The following is a 13,775-nucleotide window of genomic DNA, read 5'->3' on the forward strand; positions in this document are numbered from 1 at the left end:
GCTGCTTTGCGTCAACCACTTTTTTCAATAAATCTGAAAAAAGTGCGCTTTTGGATAAAAAAACACCGGTGTGTGACTAAATGTTTTTACCCGCGTTAAATTCCTTTTTGAAATTTGTCACTTTTTCTAGATATCGACGTGCTTCTGCATTGGAGTGGTTATTGGTTAATGCCCAATAAACCTGATTGGGTTGCAGCGAGTTGAGTTGTCTCATCGCATTGGAGCGACTGTTCCGGTCAAAGGTGTTCAAAACACCACCAGTGCCACCGTTGTAAGCCGAGATCATGCTGTATTCGAGCGATAGTGGGTGCTTAACATCCTTTAGGTAGCGGTTTTTCAATAGATAGAAATAAGCGGTGCCGGTATCGATGTTCTTCTCAGGGTCAAATAGATACTCCGGGCTTGGGTCGCCGGGTTTCTTTTTCACTAGGTTAAACACATCTCGCCCGGCCGTTTTGGGAACCACCTGCATCAGACCATAGGCATTAGCCCAGCTGACCGCGTATGGGTTAAAGCTGCTTTCCGTCTTGATAATGGCATAGATCAGGTCTTCCGGTATGTCGTACTTGTTCGAGGCGCGACGGACAATATCGGCATACTTGTAGCTGCGGATCTCAACCTGATTCTCTACCATCGGGATTTCAACGTAGTGGGCTTTCTTAAAGTCTACCTGCTTGGTTTTCATCTGATTGGCGATCAAGTAATCGGCAAAGCGATTGGCTCGCCAGTTCCACTGGATTGCCTGACCCTCGTGGTCAAGCACCTGACGGTAAAGAAAGGGCTGGCCCTCGAGTTTGATCTCTCGTGATGAGAATAGGTCGACACTAGCGGGATCATCCGGGGTTAGCAGGGTGGTAATGATCGCGTTTTTTAGGTGTTGCTCGGGCTCTTTGGGTGACACCGTCTCGATAATAATTGTGCCGCGGTCAAAGTTGACTTCAGCTCGACTGAGGTAGTTGTCGATGTATTTGACGTAGTTACTCTTACCGGCGTATTTGACCTCGTTGCGCCCCCAGCGCTTTTCGATATTTCCGGAAAAGCTCGAAATCAGCACATCGAGTGCGCGGGTGTCTTTTTCAAACTGACCCGGCAGCTCGGCCAAATTGATGGCAAAGCGATTAGTTGGCTCGTAGTTAACCTCATACAGGCTCTCGATAAACTCACGACTACAGCCAGTCGATAGCAGGACAAGCAGGAAAACAGCGGTTTTTTTCATAGTTCTCTAAACAACAATGACATCAGTCTCGCAACATGATGTCATTGAAAACAATCAATTAAAATTGATTTATTCTGATGGCGGGGTATAACCCTCAATATGCACGTCCTTACCCTCAAACAAGAAGTTGACCATCTCTGTTTCGAGCAGTTTGCGATGTTCAGGATCCATCATGTTGAGTTTTTTCTCGTTGATCAGCATGGTCTGCTTGCTCTGCCACTCGCCCCACGCTTGCTTAGAAATATTGTCAAAGATGCGCTTTCCAAGCTCTCCTGGATAGAGTTGAAAGTCCATTCCTTCCAGTTCTTGCTTTAGTCGAGCACAAAAAACGGTGCGGCTCATAGTGACTCCTTGTTAGTCAGTTCATATGGCAGGCTCTCAAGTAACTGCTTTACTGGCGCGGCCAAACCAATTTGTGGTGGTTGAGATAAGTTATACCAAAGACCAAGCTCGGCTTCCATGATCATACTCGGTGGCTGATCGATCTCTATTAGTACTGGGGTGATATCGAGGTGATAATGGCTAAAGGTGTGACGAAAAGCGATCAGGGTTTGTTGTGACACGATCTGTTTTGATCTTACCGTGAGGCGGTCAAGCGTTGCCTCTATCTCAGCAGTCTCTGATTGGGGGAAGCAAAACAGCCCGCCCCAAATACCACTTTGCGGGCGCTGCTCAAGCCAGATTTGGTTTTTATAATGGATCATCACAAACCAAGTCTCTTTGACGGGCTTGTCTTTTTTCGGTTTTTTACCCGGATAATCGAGTGGGTTGCCCTGAGCGTTGGCCTTACAGAGCTCAGCAATCGGACACAGGCCACATTTTGGTTTTGAGCGAGTACAAACCATCGCCCCCATATCCATCATGGCTTGGTTGTACTTGTCCACTTCAACGTCAGGGGTGTGGGTTTCCGCTTGTTGCCACAGCTGATTTTCAACACTTTTTTTCCCGGGCCAGCCGTCGATGGCGAAAGCGCGCGCAAGGGTGCGTTTGACATTGCCATCTAAGATCGCATGTGGTTGCTGATAGACGGATGACAAGATTGCGGCAGCCGTTGAGCGCCCAATTCCGGGGAGCGCATTGAGTTGGTCGATTTGAGTTGGAAACTCGCCATTGTACTCACTGGCGACAATTTGCGCCGCCTTGTGCAGATTGCGCGCTCTAGCGTAGTAGCCAAGGCCCGTCCATAGGTGCAAAACCTCATCTTGTTCAGCACTGGCGAGAGCCTTTACAGTTGGAAAGCGCTCTAAAAAACGCTCAAAGTATGGGATCACGGTTGCTACTTGGGTTTGCTGCAACATGATCTCAGAAAGCCAGACACGGTAAGCGGTTTTATTTTGCTGCCAAGGCAGGTGTTTTCGGCCAAACTGTTCGTACCAAGTTAGGATGGCCTTTGCAAATGGGGTCACGAGATCAAGCCCTAAGAAATAAGTCTATAATTAGCGCAAAATTGAATCATGTTGAGCGTAAGAAGTAAATCGGACATTTTTTGTGGTTTATCGGGCGATATCCATATCGATTGGGTCGATATTACTTGCACCGTTGGCGATTCTTTGGATAATCACAATCCCTTTGATTTGAGCGCATTTTGAACAGGCATTAACCATGAGTGAAGTGACCACTAACGAATATAATGAAGATGGCAAACTGATCCGCAAAGTACGTAGCTTTGTGCGTCGCGAGGGCCGTCTAACCAAGGGCCAAGAGTCAGCAATGAATGAGTGCTGGCCAACCATGGGTCTTGATTACCAAGAGCAGCTGGTGGATTGGACAGAGGTGTTCGGTAACGACAACCCAGTTGTGCTAGAGATTGGCTTTGGTATGGGTGCGTCACTGGTTGAGATGGCAAAGAATGCGCCAGAGAAGAACTTTATCGGTATCGAGGTTCACCGCCCAGGTGTTGGTGCCTGTCTGGCGGATGCTCGTGATGCGGGTATCACTAACCTGCGCGTGATGTGCCACGATGCAGTAGAGGTATTTGCCAACATGATCCCTGACGGCAGCCTAAGCACTCTGCAGTTATTCTTCCCTGACCCGTGGCATAAAAAGCGTCACCACAAGCGCCGTATCGTGCAGCTAGATTTCGCTGAGATGGTGCGCCAAAAGCTGATCCCTGAGCAGGGTATCTTCCACATGGCAACCGACTGGGAAAACTACGCTGAGCACATGATTGAGATCATGAATAAAGCGCCTGGCTACGCCAACATTGCGATTGACGGTGATTTTATCCCGCGTCCAGACGAGCGCCCATTGACTAAGTTTGAAGCTCGTGGTCACCGCCTAGGTCACGGCGTGTGGGATATCAAGTTCAAGCGCACGGTATAAGGAAGCAGTTTATGGCGTTGTACGCTATTTTGGCAAACCCAGGCCATAACCGAATCTACTTTGACACGGCACTTGAGATTGCACGCTCAGAGCTTCAGGCGATGCTTGAGGCTGAGGGTGTCGAGCAGTTCTGCATTGAGGAGCGTGAGACGGGATTACCTGGTGCGATCGTTTTCTCTTGTGAGCAGGCACTGAGCGCCGCTCAAATGCAGAAAATTGCGGCGTCGTCGATCTACTACGCCCTGTTTGAGGTGGTGGATAATGGGCTGCTCAAGCCTTTGACGCCACCGGCTTATAACACCTTCCCAGAAAGCATGAGCCAGATCCTGCGCTACACGGGCAAAACCAATGAGCAGTTCACTCGCTTGATGGTTAACCTCGGTGTCAGTGCGGCGAAGACAGATAGCGAGACCATCACTCTGATGGACCCTATGTGTGGCAAAGGCACCACTTTATATGAGGGCCTGATCCAGGGCATGCACGTGGTTGGGGTTGAGATCAACGCCAAATGGGTGCAAGAGATCCAGACCTTTATCGTTAAGTTTATGAAAAACGGTCGCTTTAAACATAAGGCGGGCAAAGATAAGCGTAGTCATGAAGGCAAAAAGGTCGCTGATGGCTTTATCCTTGATGCGGCAGCAAGCAAAGAGGCGTTTAGCGCAGGCCAAAGTCAGTCGATGAAGCTTTATGCTGCTGATACGCGCCAAGCTGATCTTGTCGTGCGCAAGAGCTCTGTCGACGTGATGGTTTCAGACTTGCCGTACGGCGTACAGCATGGCAGTAAGAATGCCAAAGACAGTAAGCTTAACCGCAGCCCAAATGAGCTGTTGGCTGAGGCACTGCCGGCGTGGAAGAAGGTGCTGAAGAAAAATGGTGCGGTCGTGCTATCTTTTAATGAGTTTACACTCAAGTGGCGCGACCTTGCTAAGCTGTTTGAATCACAAGGCTGGAAAGTCATGGCTGAGGCGCCATACACAGGTTATCTGCACCGTGTTGACCAGTCGATAAACCGAAATATTATTGTGGCTGTAAAGCCGTAAGCTTCGTTTTATCCCTTTTGAAGAGTCAGCCTAGCGCTGGCTCTTTTTCGTTTTGGATGGAAGAAAAATGCCAACACAAGCAATCCTCGACTCTGTTATTGATGAAGTGAAACCCTTGATAGGCCAGGGTAAGGTCGCCGACTATATTCCAGCACTGGCTAAGGTGCCCGCCAGCAAGCTGGGCATCGCCGTGTTTACCAACCAGGGGGAGCTGCTCACCGCCGGTGATGCTCACGAGGGCTTCTCAATTCAATCTATCTCTAAGGCGCTGAGCCTGACGTTGGCTCTTGAGATGTATACGCCGGATGAGATCTGGTCACGAGTGGGTAAAGAGCCGTCAGGGCAAGCATTTAACTCGCTGATCCAGCTTGAGATGGAGCAGGGTATTCCACGCAATCCCTTTATTAATGCTGGGGCGATTGTTGTGGCTGATCTATTGCAATCTCGTTTATCCGCACCACGGCAAAGGCTGCTAGAGTTCGTCCGTCAACTGTCGGGTGATAGCCATATCATCTATGACAAGATCGTGGCCGCCTCAGAGATGCTCCACAGTGATCGCAATGCTGCAATCGCTTATCTGATGCGATCGTTTGGTAACTTCGATAACGAGGTGATCCCGGTACTAAATAATTACTTTCACGCCTGCTCTATCAAGATGAGTTGCGCCGACCTTGCCAAGACTTTTAGCTACCTCGCCAATAAAGGGGTATCCGTGCTCACCCAAGATCCAGTGATCTCCCCAACCCAAACCAAACAGCTCAATGCGCTTTTAGCCACCTGTGGCCTTTATGATGGCGCGGGCGAGTTCGCTTATCGGGTCGGCATGCCAGGCAAATCGGGCGTAGGCGGCGGCATCATCGCCATCGTCCCAGGCGAGATGACGATAGCCGTCTGGTCGCCAGAGCTGGATAAGTCAGGCAATTCACTCGCTGGGACGCGAGCGTTGGAGTTGCTTTCGGAGCGGATTGGGCGATCAATCTTTTAGGCGCGAGGCGCGAGGTGCGAGGCGCGAGGTGCGAGTTTCACTTCGTTCCGAGGAGCGAGGAATTCATCGCGTGCACTAAACTCCTCGCTCCTCGAAGGGCAACGCCCGTCCCCGCTCCCCGCCCCTTAAAAAAGAGTCGAGAGGCGAGAGCGTTTCACTGCGAGTACGCTGCGCTCGAGGTGGTGAAAAACGAGACAGCGGTGGGGCTTTTTCTCGCTTCTCGCCTCTACTCTTCACTCATAAAAGCTTCCAACAAATCATTCAAAAACAGTTTCCCCTTGTCGGTGATCTGCCAGTGAGTGTCGGTTTGGTTTAGGTAGCCGAGGTTGATGGCCCAGTTGATGGTGTCTTCGATGGCGGTGAAGGCCAGGCCTGTGGTGTCAATGAAGTCCTGTTTTGGGCAGGGCTCCATCAGCCTAAAGCGGTTCATAAAGAACTCGAATGGGCGATCTTCATTGGCGACCAGTTGCTCGTCACTCAGATAGGGTTTGGTGAGGTTTTGGTAGGCGCTCAGGTAACCGCGCGGGTGCTTGACTTTAGTGGTGCGCACGATACGGCCATCGCTAAAGCTCAGCTTGCCAGCAGCGCCGCAGCCAATACCAAGGTAGTCGCCAAATCGCCAGTAGTTGAGGTTGTGCTGACACTGATAGCCGGGCTTACTGTAGCCAGAAATCTCATACTGCACATAGCCTGCTTGCTTGAGTTTCTCATGCCCAAGCTCGAAGATATCCCACAGGTCATCGTCGTCTGGCAACTCTGGAGTGCGGTAGTAGAACATGGTATTGGGCTCTATGGTGAGCTGATACCAAGACAGGTGCGGCGGCGCGAGCTCGATGGCCTGCTCAAGATCGTTTAGTGCCTGTTCAACGCTTTGCTCGGGCAGTCCATGCATTAAGTCGAGGTTGAAGCTATTAAGCCCAATCTTATGGGCAAGCTTAGCGGCATTGATAGCCTCATCCTGGCCATGAATGCGACCCAAATCGGCCAGCTTCTGCTGCTCAAAGCTCTGCACACCAATAGAAATGCGCGTGATCCCTGCCTGGCGATAGCCGGCAAAACGCTCAGCCTCAACCGTGCCTGGGTTCGCCTCCATAGTGATCTCAATATCAGGCTTAAACGCGATACGCTGCTCGATACCGTCTAGCAGGTTTTTGATCCCTTGTGGTGAGATCAAGCTCGGCGTACCACCACCGATGAAGATTGAGTGTAGCGGGCGCGGCGCTTGAGCGAGCTGATATTTGTCGATATCGCGATCAAGGTCTTCAAGCAGCGCCTGAATATACTCATCCTCTGGGATCTCTCCCTTAAGAGCATGAGAGTTGAAATCGCAATAAGGACACTTTTGTACGCACCAGGGGATATGGACATACAAACTCAGCGCAGGAGGAACTAACTGGCTCATATTCGTTTACTTAGACAACTGGGCAAACAGCGCCTTAAGTGCCTTGCCGCGATGAGAGAGCTGCTTTTTGCGCGCTGGCTCAAGCTGCGCTGACGCGCAGTTATCTTCTGGTACAAAGAACACTGGGTCATAGCCAAAGCCGTTCTCACCCTCAGCCTGCTCTAGGATGCGGCCTTCCCACTTGCCGTGGCAGACGATAGGGGTTGGATCGTGCTCGTGCTTCATCAATACCAATACACAGTGAAAGCGTGCCGTGCGCTGCTCCTCTGGCACGCCTTGCATTGCCTCAAGCAGTTTGTTCAGGTTGTCCTTGTCAGAGGCGTTCTCACCGGCATAGCGAGCTGAGTAGATACCAGGAGCACCCTTAAGAAAATCAACCTCGAGACCTGAGTCATCGGCGATGGCAGGAAGGCCAGTCTCTTTGGCGGCATGGCGCGCCTTGATAATCGCATTCTCGATAAAGGTGGTGCCAGTTTCAGCAACCTCAGAGACGTTGAACTCACTTTGGGCAACAACCTCAAAACCAAAGTCTGCTAAAAGGTCTGCCATCTCACGAACCTTGCCCTGATTACCGGTTGCTAATACGATTTTCTTCATTGTTTGCTCTTACTGTGATTAGTTATCGACATAAAACTTTTGTGTAAAGGTCAGCCGACCTGAGCCTTTACTGCCACTATCAACATCAATATTGAAGGTGAGGGTTTCCTCATTGGTGATAGGGAACTCCGCCAGATAGTATATCGCATCTCCCTCACGAACTTCTCGAAAAGTCAGGGTACGGCTATTACCAATGAGGTTTTTGCTGCTACCCGATAGTTGAGCTGTGGTGGCTGGTTTGCCAAGTGAGCCTTTATCGAGAACGCTAATATTTAGAATAGCCGAGTAGCCATTACGTTTCAGGTCATAGCTGCGAGCGATAGCCGGAGTCAAAAAGGTGGAGTTAAACGCAGAGTAGTGCACCTCAACGTCCTTAAAGGTTTTAAATTGCCCAGCCCAAGTAGGCATCGCAAATAGAGCGCTAAGGCATAGGAGTAATGCGTATTTCATAGGGTGTCCTTACTTTTGCGTAGTCCTTTTAATTATACTAAAAAAGGTTCGAGGAGCGGGGACGGGCAAGGCCCTACGAGGAGCGAGGAGTTTGAAGCGCGTGTGAGAATCCTCGCACCTCGGAACGAAGTGTAACCCGCGCCTCGCCCCTAAAAAGCGAAGCCATCATAAGATGGCTTCAATTTCTTTCGGTAACTGGCGAGGGGAGGATACTCGGACTTGCTTGTGGCGTCCTAGCTCACCTTTCTCAATCTGAATCGCACCTTTAGCGACCTTGAAAGACTTTGCAAGGTACTTGGTCAGGTGGCTGTTTGCCTTGCCATCGACTGGCGGGGCAGTGATGGCAATTTTTAGCTCATCGCCATGTACGCCCATCAGAGCGTCACGGCTTGCTTTAGGCTGGATGTAAAGCCTAAGGACTAGGTCATCACCATCCAGCCTTACTGGCTTTTGCATTAGAGTCTAAACCAGATCGGGCCGATGATGTCACCCATCAGGAAGTTAGCAAACTGAAGGCCAATAAACAGCACAAGTACACTGAAGTCAAAACCACCCATCGCCGGGATAAAGCGGCGGATTGGCGCTAGCATTGGCTCAGTCAATTGATGGAAGACGTACTCGATTGGGCTGCGACCTTGGCTAACCCAGCTTAGGATTGCGCGGATCAGCAATACCCAGAATAGAAGACCACCGGCTGCTTTGACCAGTGACAGGAAGCCAAGGTAGAGGTAATCAAAGCTGAACGCAGCTGCGCCTTTCGAGGTCAAGAATACCAGAGCAACAAACTTCAGCACACACAGGACGTAGGCAAACAGCAAGGTTGCCAGATCGAGGCTGCCAATCGATGGGATCACTCGACGCAGTGGCCCAACTACCGGTTGTGTCGCCTTGACAATAAACTGAGAAAACGGATTGTAGAAATCTGCACGTGCCGCCTGTAGCCAGATGCGCAGGATCACGACCATGATGTAGAGGTCAAAAAGCGTAGAAATTAAAAAACTCATTGAGTTCATAGTTAGCCCTTAAAGCGGTATTAAATTAGTGATTCCATCTCTTGTGCGCGAGCCACAGCCGCGCGCATTGCTTTAGATACAATATCTGAAAGCTGATGCTGATTAAAGGTGCGTAGCGCCTCGGCAGTCGTGCCGCCCTTTGAGGTGACCTGCTCGCGCAAAGTGGCTAGCTCAAGCTCAGGCTTGGCGACAACTAGCTTGGCTGCGCCGAGTGCGGATTGTTGAACCAGTAGGCGAGCGGTTGGCTTATCAAACCCTTGTGCAATCGCTTCTTTTTCCATCGCTTCCATAAAGAGGAAGAAGTAGGCCGGTGAGCTGCCTGCCGCGGCGATAATGTTATTGATCCCCGACTCTTGCTCAACCCAGCACACCTCACCGACGGCGCGCATCAGTTGCTCGGCAAAGTCTTTATCCGCAGTCTCAACGCTCTGCGGTGAATAAAGGCCGCTCATGCCTTCACCGACTAAAGAAGGGGTGTTTGGCATCACGCGCACCAGATTAAGCTTGCTGCCGAGCATCTCTTCAAGGCGCTGACAGTGAATGCCCGCGGCAATCGAGATCACTAGCTTTTGGCTGAAATCCACTTGCTGCAGTCCTTCGCCGACCAGCGCCATCATTTGTGGTTTAACCGCGAGCACCACCACGTCGGCCTGCTGCGCTGCTAGCTCATTATCAACGCTGGTGACAACGCCATACTGCTGCGCAATCGCTTCACGCGTTGCCAGGCTTGGCGCTGTTGCGGTGATGTGTGACGCCGGGTAGCCACTTGAGACTAGGCCGGCAATAATTGAGCGCGTCATGTTGCCCGCGCCAATAAAGGCAATTTTCTTGTGTTGCATAAGCTTCTCTAGTTTTTATTTGCGTAATCGCGAGCGCCAAAGATGGCGGTACCGATACGGACCATGGTACTACCGGCCTCAATCGCCGCTTGCATATCGCCACTCATGCCCATCGACAGGGTATCGATATTGGCATAGTTGGCTGTTAATTGGTTGTTCAACTCCGCAAGCTGTGAAAATGCGCTTAACTGGGATTGATAATCTGTGACATTGGCTGGGATTGACATCAGCCCGCGTAGCTCCAGGTTCGGTAGTGTGGCAATTAGTTTGGCAAGCTCTGCCACTTGCTCTGGCTCAAGGCCAGATTTAGACGCCTCACCGCTGGTGTTTACTTGCAGCAGCACTTTGAGTGGCGGCAGGTGCTCTGGACGTTGATCGTTAAGTCTTTGTGCGGTTTTAGCGCGATCAATAGTGTGTACCCAGGCAAAGTGCTCGGCGACATGGCGGGTTTTATTCGACTGAATTGGGCCGATAAAGTGCCACTCGATATCCAGCTGTGGGTGATGCTGGCTAAAGTACTGAACCTTATCGACCCCTTCCTGGACATAGTTTTCGCCAAACAGGCGCTGGCCAGCCTGCGCGGCTTCGAGGATTGCTTGGTTGGGTTTGGTCTTGCTGACCGCCAACAATTGGACAGAGTCTCGAGTGCGTCCACAGTTTTTCTCTGCAGAGCGGATTTGTGAGGTGATAAGCTCAATATTGTTCTGAATACTACTCATAGTCTAAGAGGCCAAGGAAATTATATGAATATCGCTGAGTTACTGGAATTTAGTGTAAAGCATAATGCCTCAGATCTACACCTTTCTGCAGGGGTTACGCCGATGGTTCGTGTCGATGGCGAGATGCGCAGTATGGAATTACCGACTCTGACTGACGCCGATATGCACCGGTTGCTTCTTGAAACTATGAGTGAGGAGCAGCAAGACGAGTTTGAGCGGCATCGGGAAGTCGACTTTTCTTGCCAGTTGACGAACATCGGGCGCTTTCGAGTGAATGCGTTTCACCAATCGCGAGGTTGTGCTGCGGTATTTCGAACCATTCCAACCGAGATCCCATCGCTTGAGCAATTGGGCGCGCCGCACGCCATTGAGCGCATCGCCAACCTAAAACAAGGGCTAGTGCTGGTCACGGGGCCAACAGGCTCGGGCAAGTCCACCACGCTGGCGGCGATGATTGATTATATCAATCGTCATCACAGCAAGCATATCCTCACCATCGAGGATCCGATTGAGTATATTCACCACAGCCAGCGCTGTTTGATCAATCAGCGAGAGGTGCATAGAGATACCAATAGTTTTAGCCGTGCACTGCGCAGTGGGCTGCGAGAAGATCCCGATGTGATCTTAGTTGGGGAGCTGCGCGATCATGAAACCATCGCTCTAGCTTTAACGGCAGCCGAAACGGGGCATTTGGTGTTTGCAACCCTGCATACCAGCTCTGCGGCGAAAGCGGTTGATCGGATCATTGATGTGTTTGCGGGTAGCGAGCAAAACCGAGTGCGCTCAATGCTCTCTGAATCACTGCAGGCTGTGATTGCGCAGAAGTTACTCAAAAGGGTGGCTGGTGGTCGGGTTGCGTGCCATGAGGTTATGCTGGCTACACCAGCGATACGTAATCTGATCCGTGAGGATAAGGTCTCGCAGATGCTGTCAATTATCCAGATGGGCGCGGCGCAAGGGATGCAAACTATGCAGCAGTCTGCTCATCTGCTACTCACTCAAGGATTGATAAGCGCAGATGAGCAAGCGAGGTTGTTTGAGGATATAGATGTAACAGCGAGCGGGTATTAGCCCCACTGCGCCTCAAACCAGCTCTCGAGGATCACGACAGCAGACTGGCAGTCGATATTGCCTTTTTCGAGTGCTTTGTAGCCACCCATGCTGAACAGCTCCGCGCGCGCTTCTGCGGTCGACAAGCGTTCATCATGCAGTTCAACAGGCAGGCCAAAACGGCCATGTAGGCGGTTAGCGAATTTTTTCGCGCGTGGTGTGATGGTTTCAAGATCGCGACCGTGCAGGTCAGTCGGCAGTCCGACGACTAATAGGTTAGGCTGCCACTCTTTGATCAGGCGCTCAATGTCGTCCCAGTTAGGAATTCCATCGTTGGCTTTGAAGGCGCGAAGTGGTGATGCGGTGCCGGTGATCTCCTGACCAATAGCACTGCCAATACTTTTGGTACCAAAATCAAAGGCCATAATCGTGCGAGACATACAGTTTTAGATTCCTATTTACTACTTTGTGGCTGACACTGTGTCAGCTTGATTGGGGGATTTAAGCGTGACCGGAAAGGCTTGAGAGCTGAGCCGGATCGATACCCAGCTTTTCCACCGCCTTGCGCCATTTTTCATCATTGGGGGTATCGAAGATCAAGCTGGCGTCCGCTTCGATCGTTAGCCATGAGTTCTCCGCTAATTCACTCTCCAGCTGACCGGCTGTCCAGCCAGAGTAACCGAGCGTGACAAGGTAGTTACTTGGCTCGGCTTCCGTGCCTAGCACAGAGAGAATATCGCGTGAGGTGGTGACGGTTAGGTCGTCGGTCATCTGGATGCTCGACTCGTAGTAGTCTTTGGGTTTGTGCAATACAAACCCGCGATCTTCTGCCACCGGCCCACCATTAAGAACCGGTTGTTGGAGACTCTCGGTGACGACGCGCTCTTGACCTGATGCAATTTCTGCTTGTTCGAGGATATTGCCCACAGTGACATTGATTGGGGCATTGATAATCAGTCCCATCGCCCCCTCTTCATTATGCTCACAAATGTAGACCACACTGTTTTTGAAGTAGGGGTCTTGCATTCCGGGCATTGCAACTAAAAAGTGGTTGGTTAAATTCATAACGACTCCAATCGTTTTGATCTACTCGACAACGCTAGTCGCGCAGTCGAGCAGGTATCACTGAGGCTCAATCTAGATGGCTTGAAGCACTTGCCTTGAAGTACTTACCTTGAACTAACTAGCTTGAACTCGACGCTCAATCGCATCCATTAATTTACCTGTGATTGAGATATCAAAGGCAGCTTCGATCTCGCGAATACAGGTTGGGCTAGTGACGTTGATCTCAGTGAGTTTGTCACCAATCACGTCAAGGCCGACAAAAATCAGGCCCTTTTCTTTCAGCGTTGGTGCAACTGTTTGAGCAATTTTAAGGTCAGTCTCACTTAGCGGACGGGCCTCACCACGACCACCAGCCGCTAGGTTACCACGGGTTTCCCCTTTGGCTGGAATGCGCGCCAGACAGTAAGGCATCGGCTCGCCATCGACGACTAGAATACGCTTGTCACCGTTGCTGATGTCTGGAACAAAGGTCTGCGCCATTGCGTAGTTTTGGCCATGATTGGTCAGAGTCTCGATGATCACTGAGACATTAGGATCGTTTTCTTTAACGCGGAAGATCGAGGCACCACCCATACCGTCAAGTGGCTTCAAGATCACATCGCCGTGCTCTTCGCGAAACGCTTTGATCTTCTCCGCTTTACGCGTCACGATCGTGGTTGGCGTTAGCTCTGGGAACCAAGCGGTGAACAGCTTTTCGTTACAGTCACGCAGGCTTTGTGGCTTGTTGACGATCAGCGCGCCTTGATCCTCAGCGCGCTCAAGGATGTAAGTGGCATAGATGTACTCGGTGTCAAACGGAGGATCTTTACGCATCAGGACCGCATCAAGCTCAGCCAGCTCAATGGTCTGCTCAGATTTAAACTCATACCAGCCGTTAGGATCTTCTTTCAGCTCAACCACCTTGGTGTCAGCGATCGCCACGCCTTGATCAAGGTGAAGATCGTTCATTTCCATGTAGTGGATCTCATAGCCACGACGCTGCGCTTCCAGCATCATGGCAAAGCTTGAGTCTTTCTTAATATTGATGGATGAAATTGGGTCCATCACAATGCCGAGCTTGATCATTCTTATCTCCAT

Annotated in this window: 17 protein-coding genes; 4 read left to right on the top strand and 13 right to left on the bottom strand. The window is 50.8% G+C overall.

The window, feature by feature from the left end; translation table 11 throughout:
* Positions 1-76 precede the first annotated feature (76 nt).
* The 3 genes from mltC to mutY form a co-directional block, all read right to left on the bottom strand.
* Positions 77-1,216, bottom strand: a complete 1,140-nt coding sequence (gene mltC, locus ACSTTG_RS19010; RefSeq protein ID WP_438475827.1) for a membrane-bound lytic murein transglycosylase MltC — start codon at positions 1,214-1,216, stop codon at positions 77-79.
* A gap of 69 nt (positions 1,217-1,285) precedes the next feature.
* The gene (locus ACSTTG_RS19015) at positions 1,286-1,558 is read right to left on the bottom strand and encodes an oxidative damage protection protein (RefSeq protein ID WP_438460475.1); all 273 of its coding nucleotides are present in this window, start codon (positions 1,556-1,558) and stop codon (positions 1,286-1,288) included.
* Positions 1,555-2,622: an A/G-specific adenine glycosylase gene (gene mutY / locus ACSTTG_RS19020; protein WP_438460474.1), complete on the bottom strand. Its 1,068-nt coding sequence runs from the start codon at positions 2,620-2,622 to the stop codon at positions 1,555-1,557. Before mutY ends, ACSTTG_RS19015 begins: the two co-directional genes overlap by 4 nt.
* 196 nt (positions 2,623-2,818) lie before the next feature.
* Between mutY and trmB the strand changes: the two genes are divergently transcribed.
* The 3 genes from trmB to glsB all read left to right on the top strand — a co-directional run bounded on the left by trmB (position 2,819) and on the right by glsB (position 5,563).
* Positions 2,819-3,538 carry a tRNA (guanosine(46)-N7)-methyltransferase TrmB gene (gene trmB, locus ACSTTG_RS19025; protein ID WP_438475828.1) on the top strand — a complete coding sequence of 240 codons (720 nt, stop codon included), beginning with the start codon at positions 2,819-2,821 and terminating at the stop codon, positions 3,536-3,538.
* 11 nt (positions 3,539-3,549) lie between these two features.
* Complete coding sequence (locus tag ACSTTG_RS19030) at positions 3,550-4,578, top strand: TRM11 family SAM-dependent methyltransferase (protein WP_438475829.1); 1,029 nt, start codon at positions 3,550-3,552, stop codon at positions 4,576-4,578.
* Between the two features lie 67 nt (positions 4,579-4,645).
* Entirely contained in the window at positions 4,646-5,563 is a 918-nt protein-coding gene (gene glsB / locus ACSTTG_RS19035) for a glutaminase B (RefSeq protein ID WP_438475830.1), read from the top strand.
* 226 nt (positions 5,564-5,789) lie between these two features.
* Here the strand turns inward: glsB and hemW are convergent, their stop codons facing one another.
* The 7 genes from hemW to ACSTTG_RS19070 all read right to left on the bottom strand — a co-directional run bounded on the left by hemW (position 5,790) and on the right by ACSTTG_RS19070 (position 10,583).
* Entirely contained in the window at positions 5,790-6,965 is a 1,176-nt protein-coding gene (gene hemW / locus ACSTTG_RS19040) for a radical SAM family heme chaperone HemW (protein ID WP_438475831.1), read from the bottom strand.
* 6 nt (positions 6,966-6,971) lie between these two features.
* Complete coding sequence (locus tag ACSTTG_RS19045; RefSeq protein ID WP_438460469.1) at positions 6,972-7,562, bottom strand: XTP/dITP diphosphatase; 591 nt, start codon at positions 7,560-7,562, stop codon at positions 6,972-6,974.
* Between the two features lie 18 nt (positions 7,563-7,580).
* Positions 7,581-8,012, bottom strand: coding sequence for a DUF4426 domain-containing protein (locus ACSTTG_RS19050; protein WP_438475832.1), 432 nt, complete (start codon positions 8,010-8,012; stop codon positions 7,581-7,583).
* A gap of 165 nt (positions 8,013-8,177) precedes the next feature.
* Complete coding sequence (gene yggU / locus ACSTTG_RS19055) at positions 8,178-8,468, bottom strand: DUF167 family protein YggU (protein WP_438475833.1); 291 nt, start codon at positions 8,466-8,468, stop codon at positions 8,178-8,180.
* Positions 8,468-9,025, bottom strand: coding sequence for a YggT family protein (locus ACSTTG_RS19060; protein WP_438475834.1), 558 nt, complete (start codon positions 9,023-9,025; stop codon positions 8,468-8,470). The genes yggU and ACSTTG_RS19060 overlap by 1 nt, the downstream gene beginning before the upstream one ends.
* A 20-nt stretch (positions 9,026-9,045) precedes the next feature.
* Positions 9,046-9,864: a pyrroline-5-carboxylate reductase gene (gene proC, locus ACSTTG_RS19065; RefSeq protein WP_438475835.1), complete on the bottom strand. Its 819-nt coding sequence runs from the start codon at positions 9,862-9,864 to the stop codon at positions 9,046-9,048.
* A gap of 8 nt (positions 9,865-9,872) precedes the next feature.
* Positions 9,873-10,583 carry a YggS family pyridoxal phosphate-dependent enzyme gene (locus ACSTTG_RS19070; RefSeq protein ID WP_438475836.1) on the bottom strand — a complete coding sequence of 237 codons (711 nt, stop codon included), beginning with the start codon at positions 10,581-10,583 and terminating at the stop codon, positions 9,873-9,875.
* Positions 10,584-10,607: 24 nt separating this feature from the next.
* Between ACSTTG_RS19070 and ACSTTG_RS19075 the strand changes: the two genes are divergently transcribed.
* Positions 10,608-11,654 (top strand): type IV pilus twitching motility protein PilT, encoded by a 1,047-nt coding sequence (locus ACSTTG_RS19075; RefSeq protein ID WP_438475837.1) that lies wholly within the window; start codon positions 10,608-10,610, stop codon positions 11,652-11,654.
* Here the strand turns inward: ACSTTG_RS19075 and ruvX are convergent.
* The 3 genes from ruvX to gshB all read right to left on the bottom strand — a co-directional run bounded on the left by ruvX (position 11,651) and on the right by gshB (position 13,763).
* Positions 11,651-12,073: a Holliday junction resolvase RuvX gene (gene ruvX / locus ACSTTG_RS19080; RefSeq protein WP_438460462.1), complete on the bottom strand. Its 423-nt coding sequence runs from the start codon at positions 12,071-12,073 to the stop codon at positions 11,651-11,653. The two genes, ACSTTG_RS19075 and ruvX, sit on opposite strands and share 4 nt — an antisense overlap.
* A 61-nt stretch (positions 12,074-12,134) precedes the next feature.
* On the bottom strand, positions 12,135-12,698 hold the full coding sequence (locus ACSTTG_RS19085) for a YqgE/AlgH family protein (RefSeq protein ID WP_438475838.1): 564 nt from the start codon (positions 12,696-12,698) through the stop codon (positions 12,135-12,137).
* 114 nt (positions 12,699-12,812) lie between these two features.
* A complete protein-coding gene (gene gshB, locus ACSTTG_RS19090) occupies positions 12,813-13,763 on the bottom strand; it encodes a glutathione synthase (protein WP_438460460.1) in 951 nt (316 codons plus the stop codon).
* Positions 13,764-13,775 lie beyond the last annotated feature (12 nt).

Origin of the sequence: Vibrio glycogenivorans, assembly GCF_051660965.1 — a bacterium.
Taxonomy (GTDB): domain Bacteria; phylum Pseudomonadota; class Gammaproteobacteria; order Enterobacterales; family Vibrionaceae; genus Vibrio.

Excerpts from the sequence above, each read along its gene's own strand:
- hemW (WP_438475831.1), bottom strand. The coding sequence starts at position 6,965 with ATGAGCCAGTTAGTTCCTCCTGCGCTGAGTTTGTATGTCCATATCCCC.
- proC (WP_438475835.1), bottom strand. The coding sequence starts at position 9,864 with ATGCAACACAAGAAAATTGCCTTTATTGGCGCGGGCAACATGACGCGC.
- gshB (WP_438460460.1), bottom strand. The coding sequence starts at position 13,763 with ATGATCAAGCTCGGCATTGTGATGGACCCAATTTCATCCATCAATATT.
- ACSTTG_RS19060 (WP_438475834.1), bottom strand. The coding sequence starts at position 9,025 with ATGAACTCAATGAGTTTTTTAATTTCTACGCTTTTTGACCTCTACATC.
- glsB (WP_438475830.1), top strand. The coding sequence starts at position 4,646 with ATGCCAACACAAGCAATCCTCGACTCTGTTATTGATGAAGTGAAACCC.
- ACSTTG_RS19070 (WP_438475836.1), bottom strand. The coding sequence starts at position 10,583 with ATGAGTAGTATTCAGAACAATATTGAGCTTATCACCTCACAAATCCGC.
- ACSTTG_RS19030 (WP_438475829.1), top strand. The coding sequence starts at position 3,550 with ATGGCGTTGTACGCTATTTTGGCAAACCCAGGCCATAACCGAATCTAC.
- ACSTTG_RS19075 (WP_438475837.1), top strand. The coding sequence starts at position 10,608 with ATGAATATCGCTGAGTTACTGGAATTTAGTGTAAAGCATAATGCCTCA.
- mltC (WP_438475827.1), bottom strand. The coding sequence starts at position 1,216 with ATGAAAAAAACCGCTGTTTTCCTGCTTGTCCTGCTATCGACTGGCTGT.
- ACSTTG_RS19045 (WP_438460469.1), bottom strand. The coding sequence starts at position 7,562 with ATGAAGAAAATCGTATTAGCAACCGGTAATCAGGGCAAGGTTCGTGAG.
- trmB (WP_438475828.1), top strand. The coding sequence starts at position 2,819 with ATGAGTGAAGTGACCACTAACGAATATAATGAAGATGGCAAACTGATC.
- ACSTTG_RS19015 (WP_438460475.1), bottom strand. The coding sequence starts at position 1,558 with ATGAGCCGCACCGTTTTTTGTGCTCGACTAAAGCAAGAACTGGAAGGA.
- ACSTTG_RS19085 (WP_438475838.1), bottom strand. The coding sequence starts at position 12,698 with ATGAATTTAACCAACCACTTTTTAGTTGCAATGCCCGGAATGCAAGAC.
- ruvX (WP_438460462.1), bottom strand. The coding sequence starts at position 12,073 with ATGTCTCGCACGATTATGGCCTTTGATTTTGGTACCAAAAGTATTGGC.
- yggU (WP_438475833.1), bottom strand. The coding sequence starts at position 8,468 with ATGCAAAAGCCAGTAAGGCTGGATGGTGATGACCTAGTCCTTAGGCTT.
- ACSTTG_RS19050 (WP_438475832.1), bottom strand. The coding sequence starts at position 8,012 with ATGAAATACGCATTACTCCTATGCCTTAGCGCTCTATTTGCGATGCCT.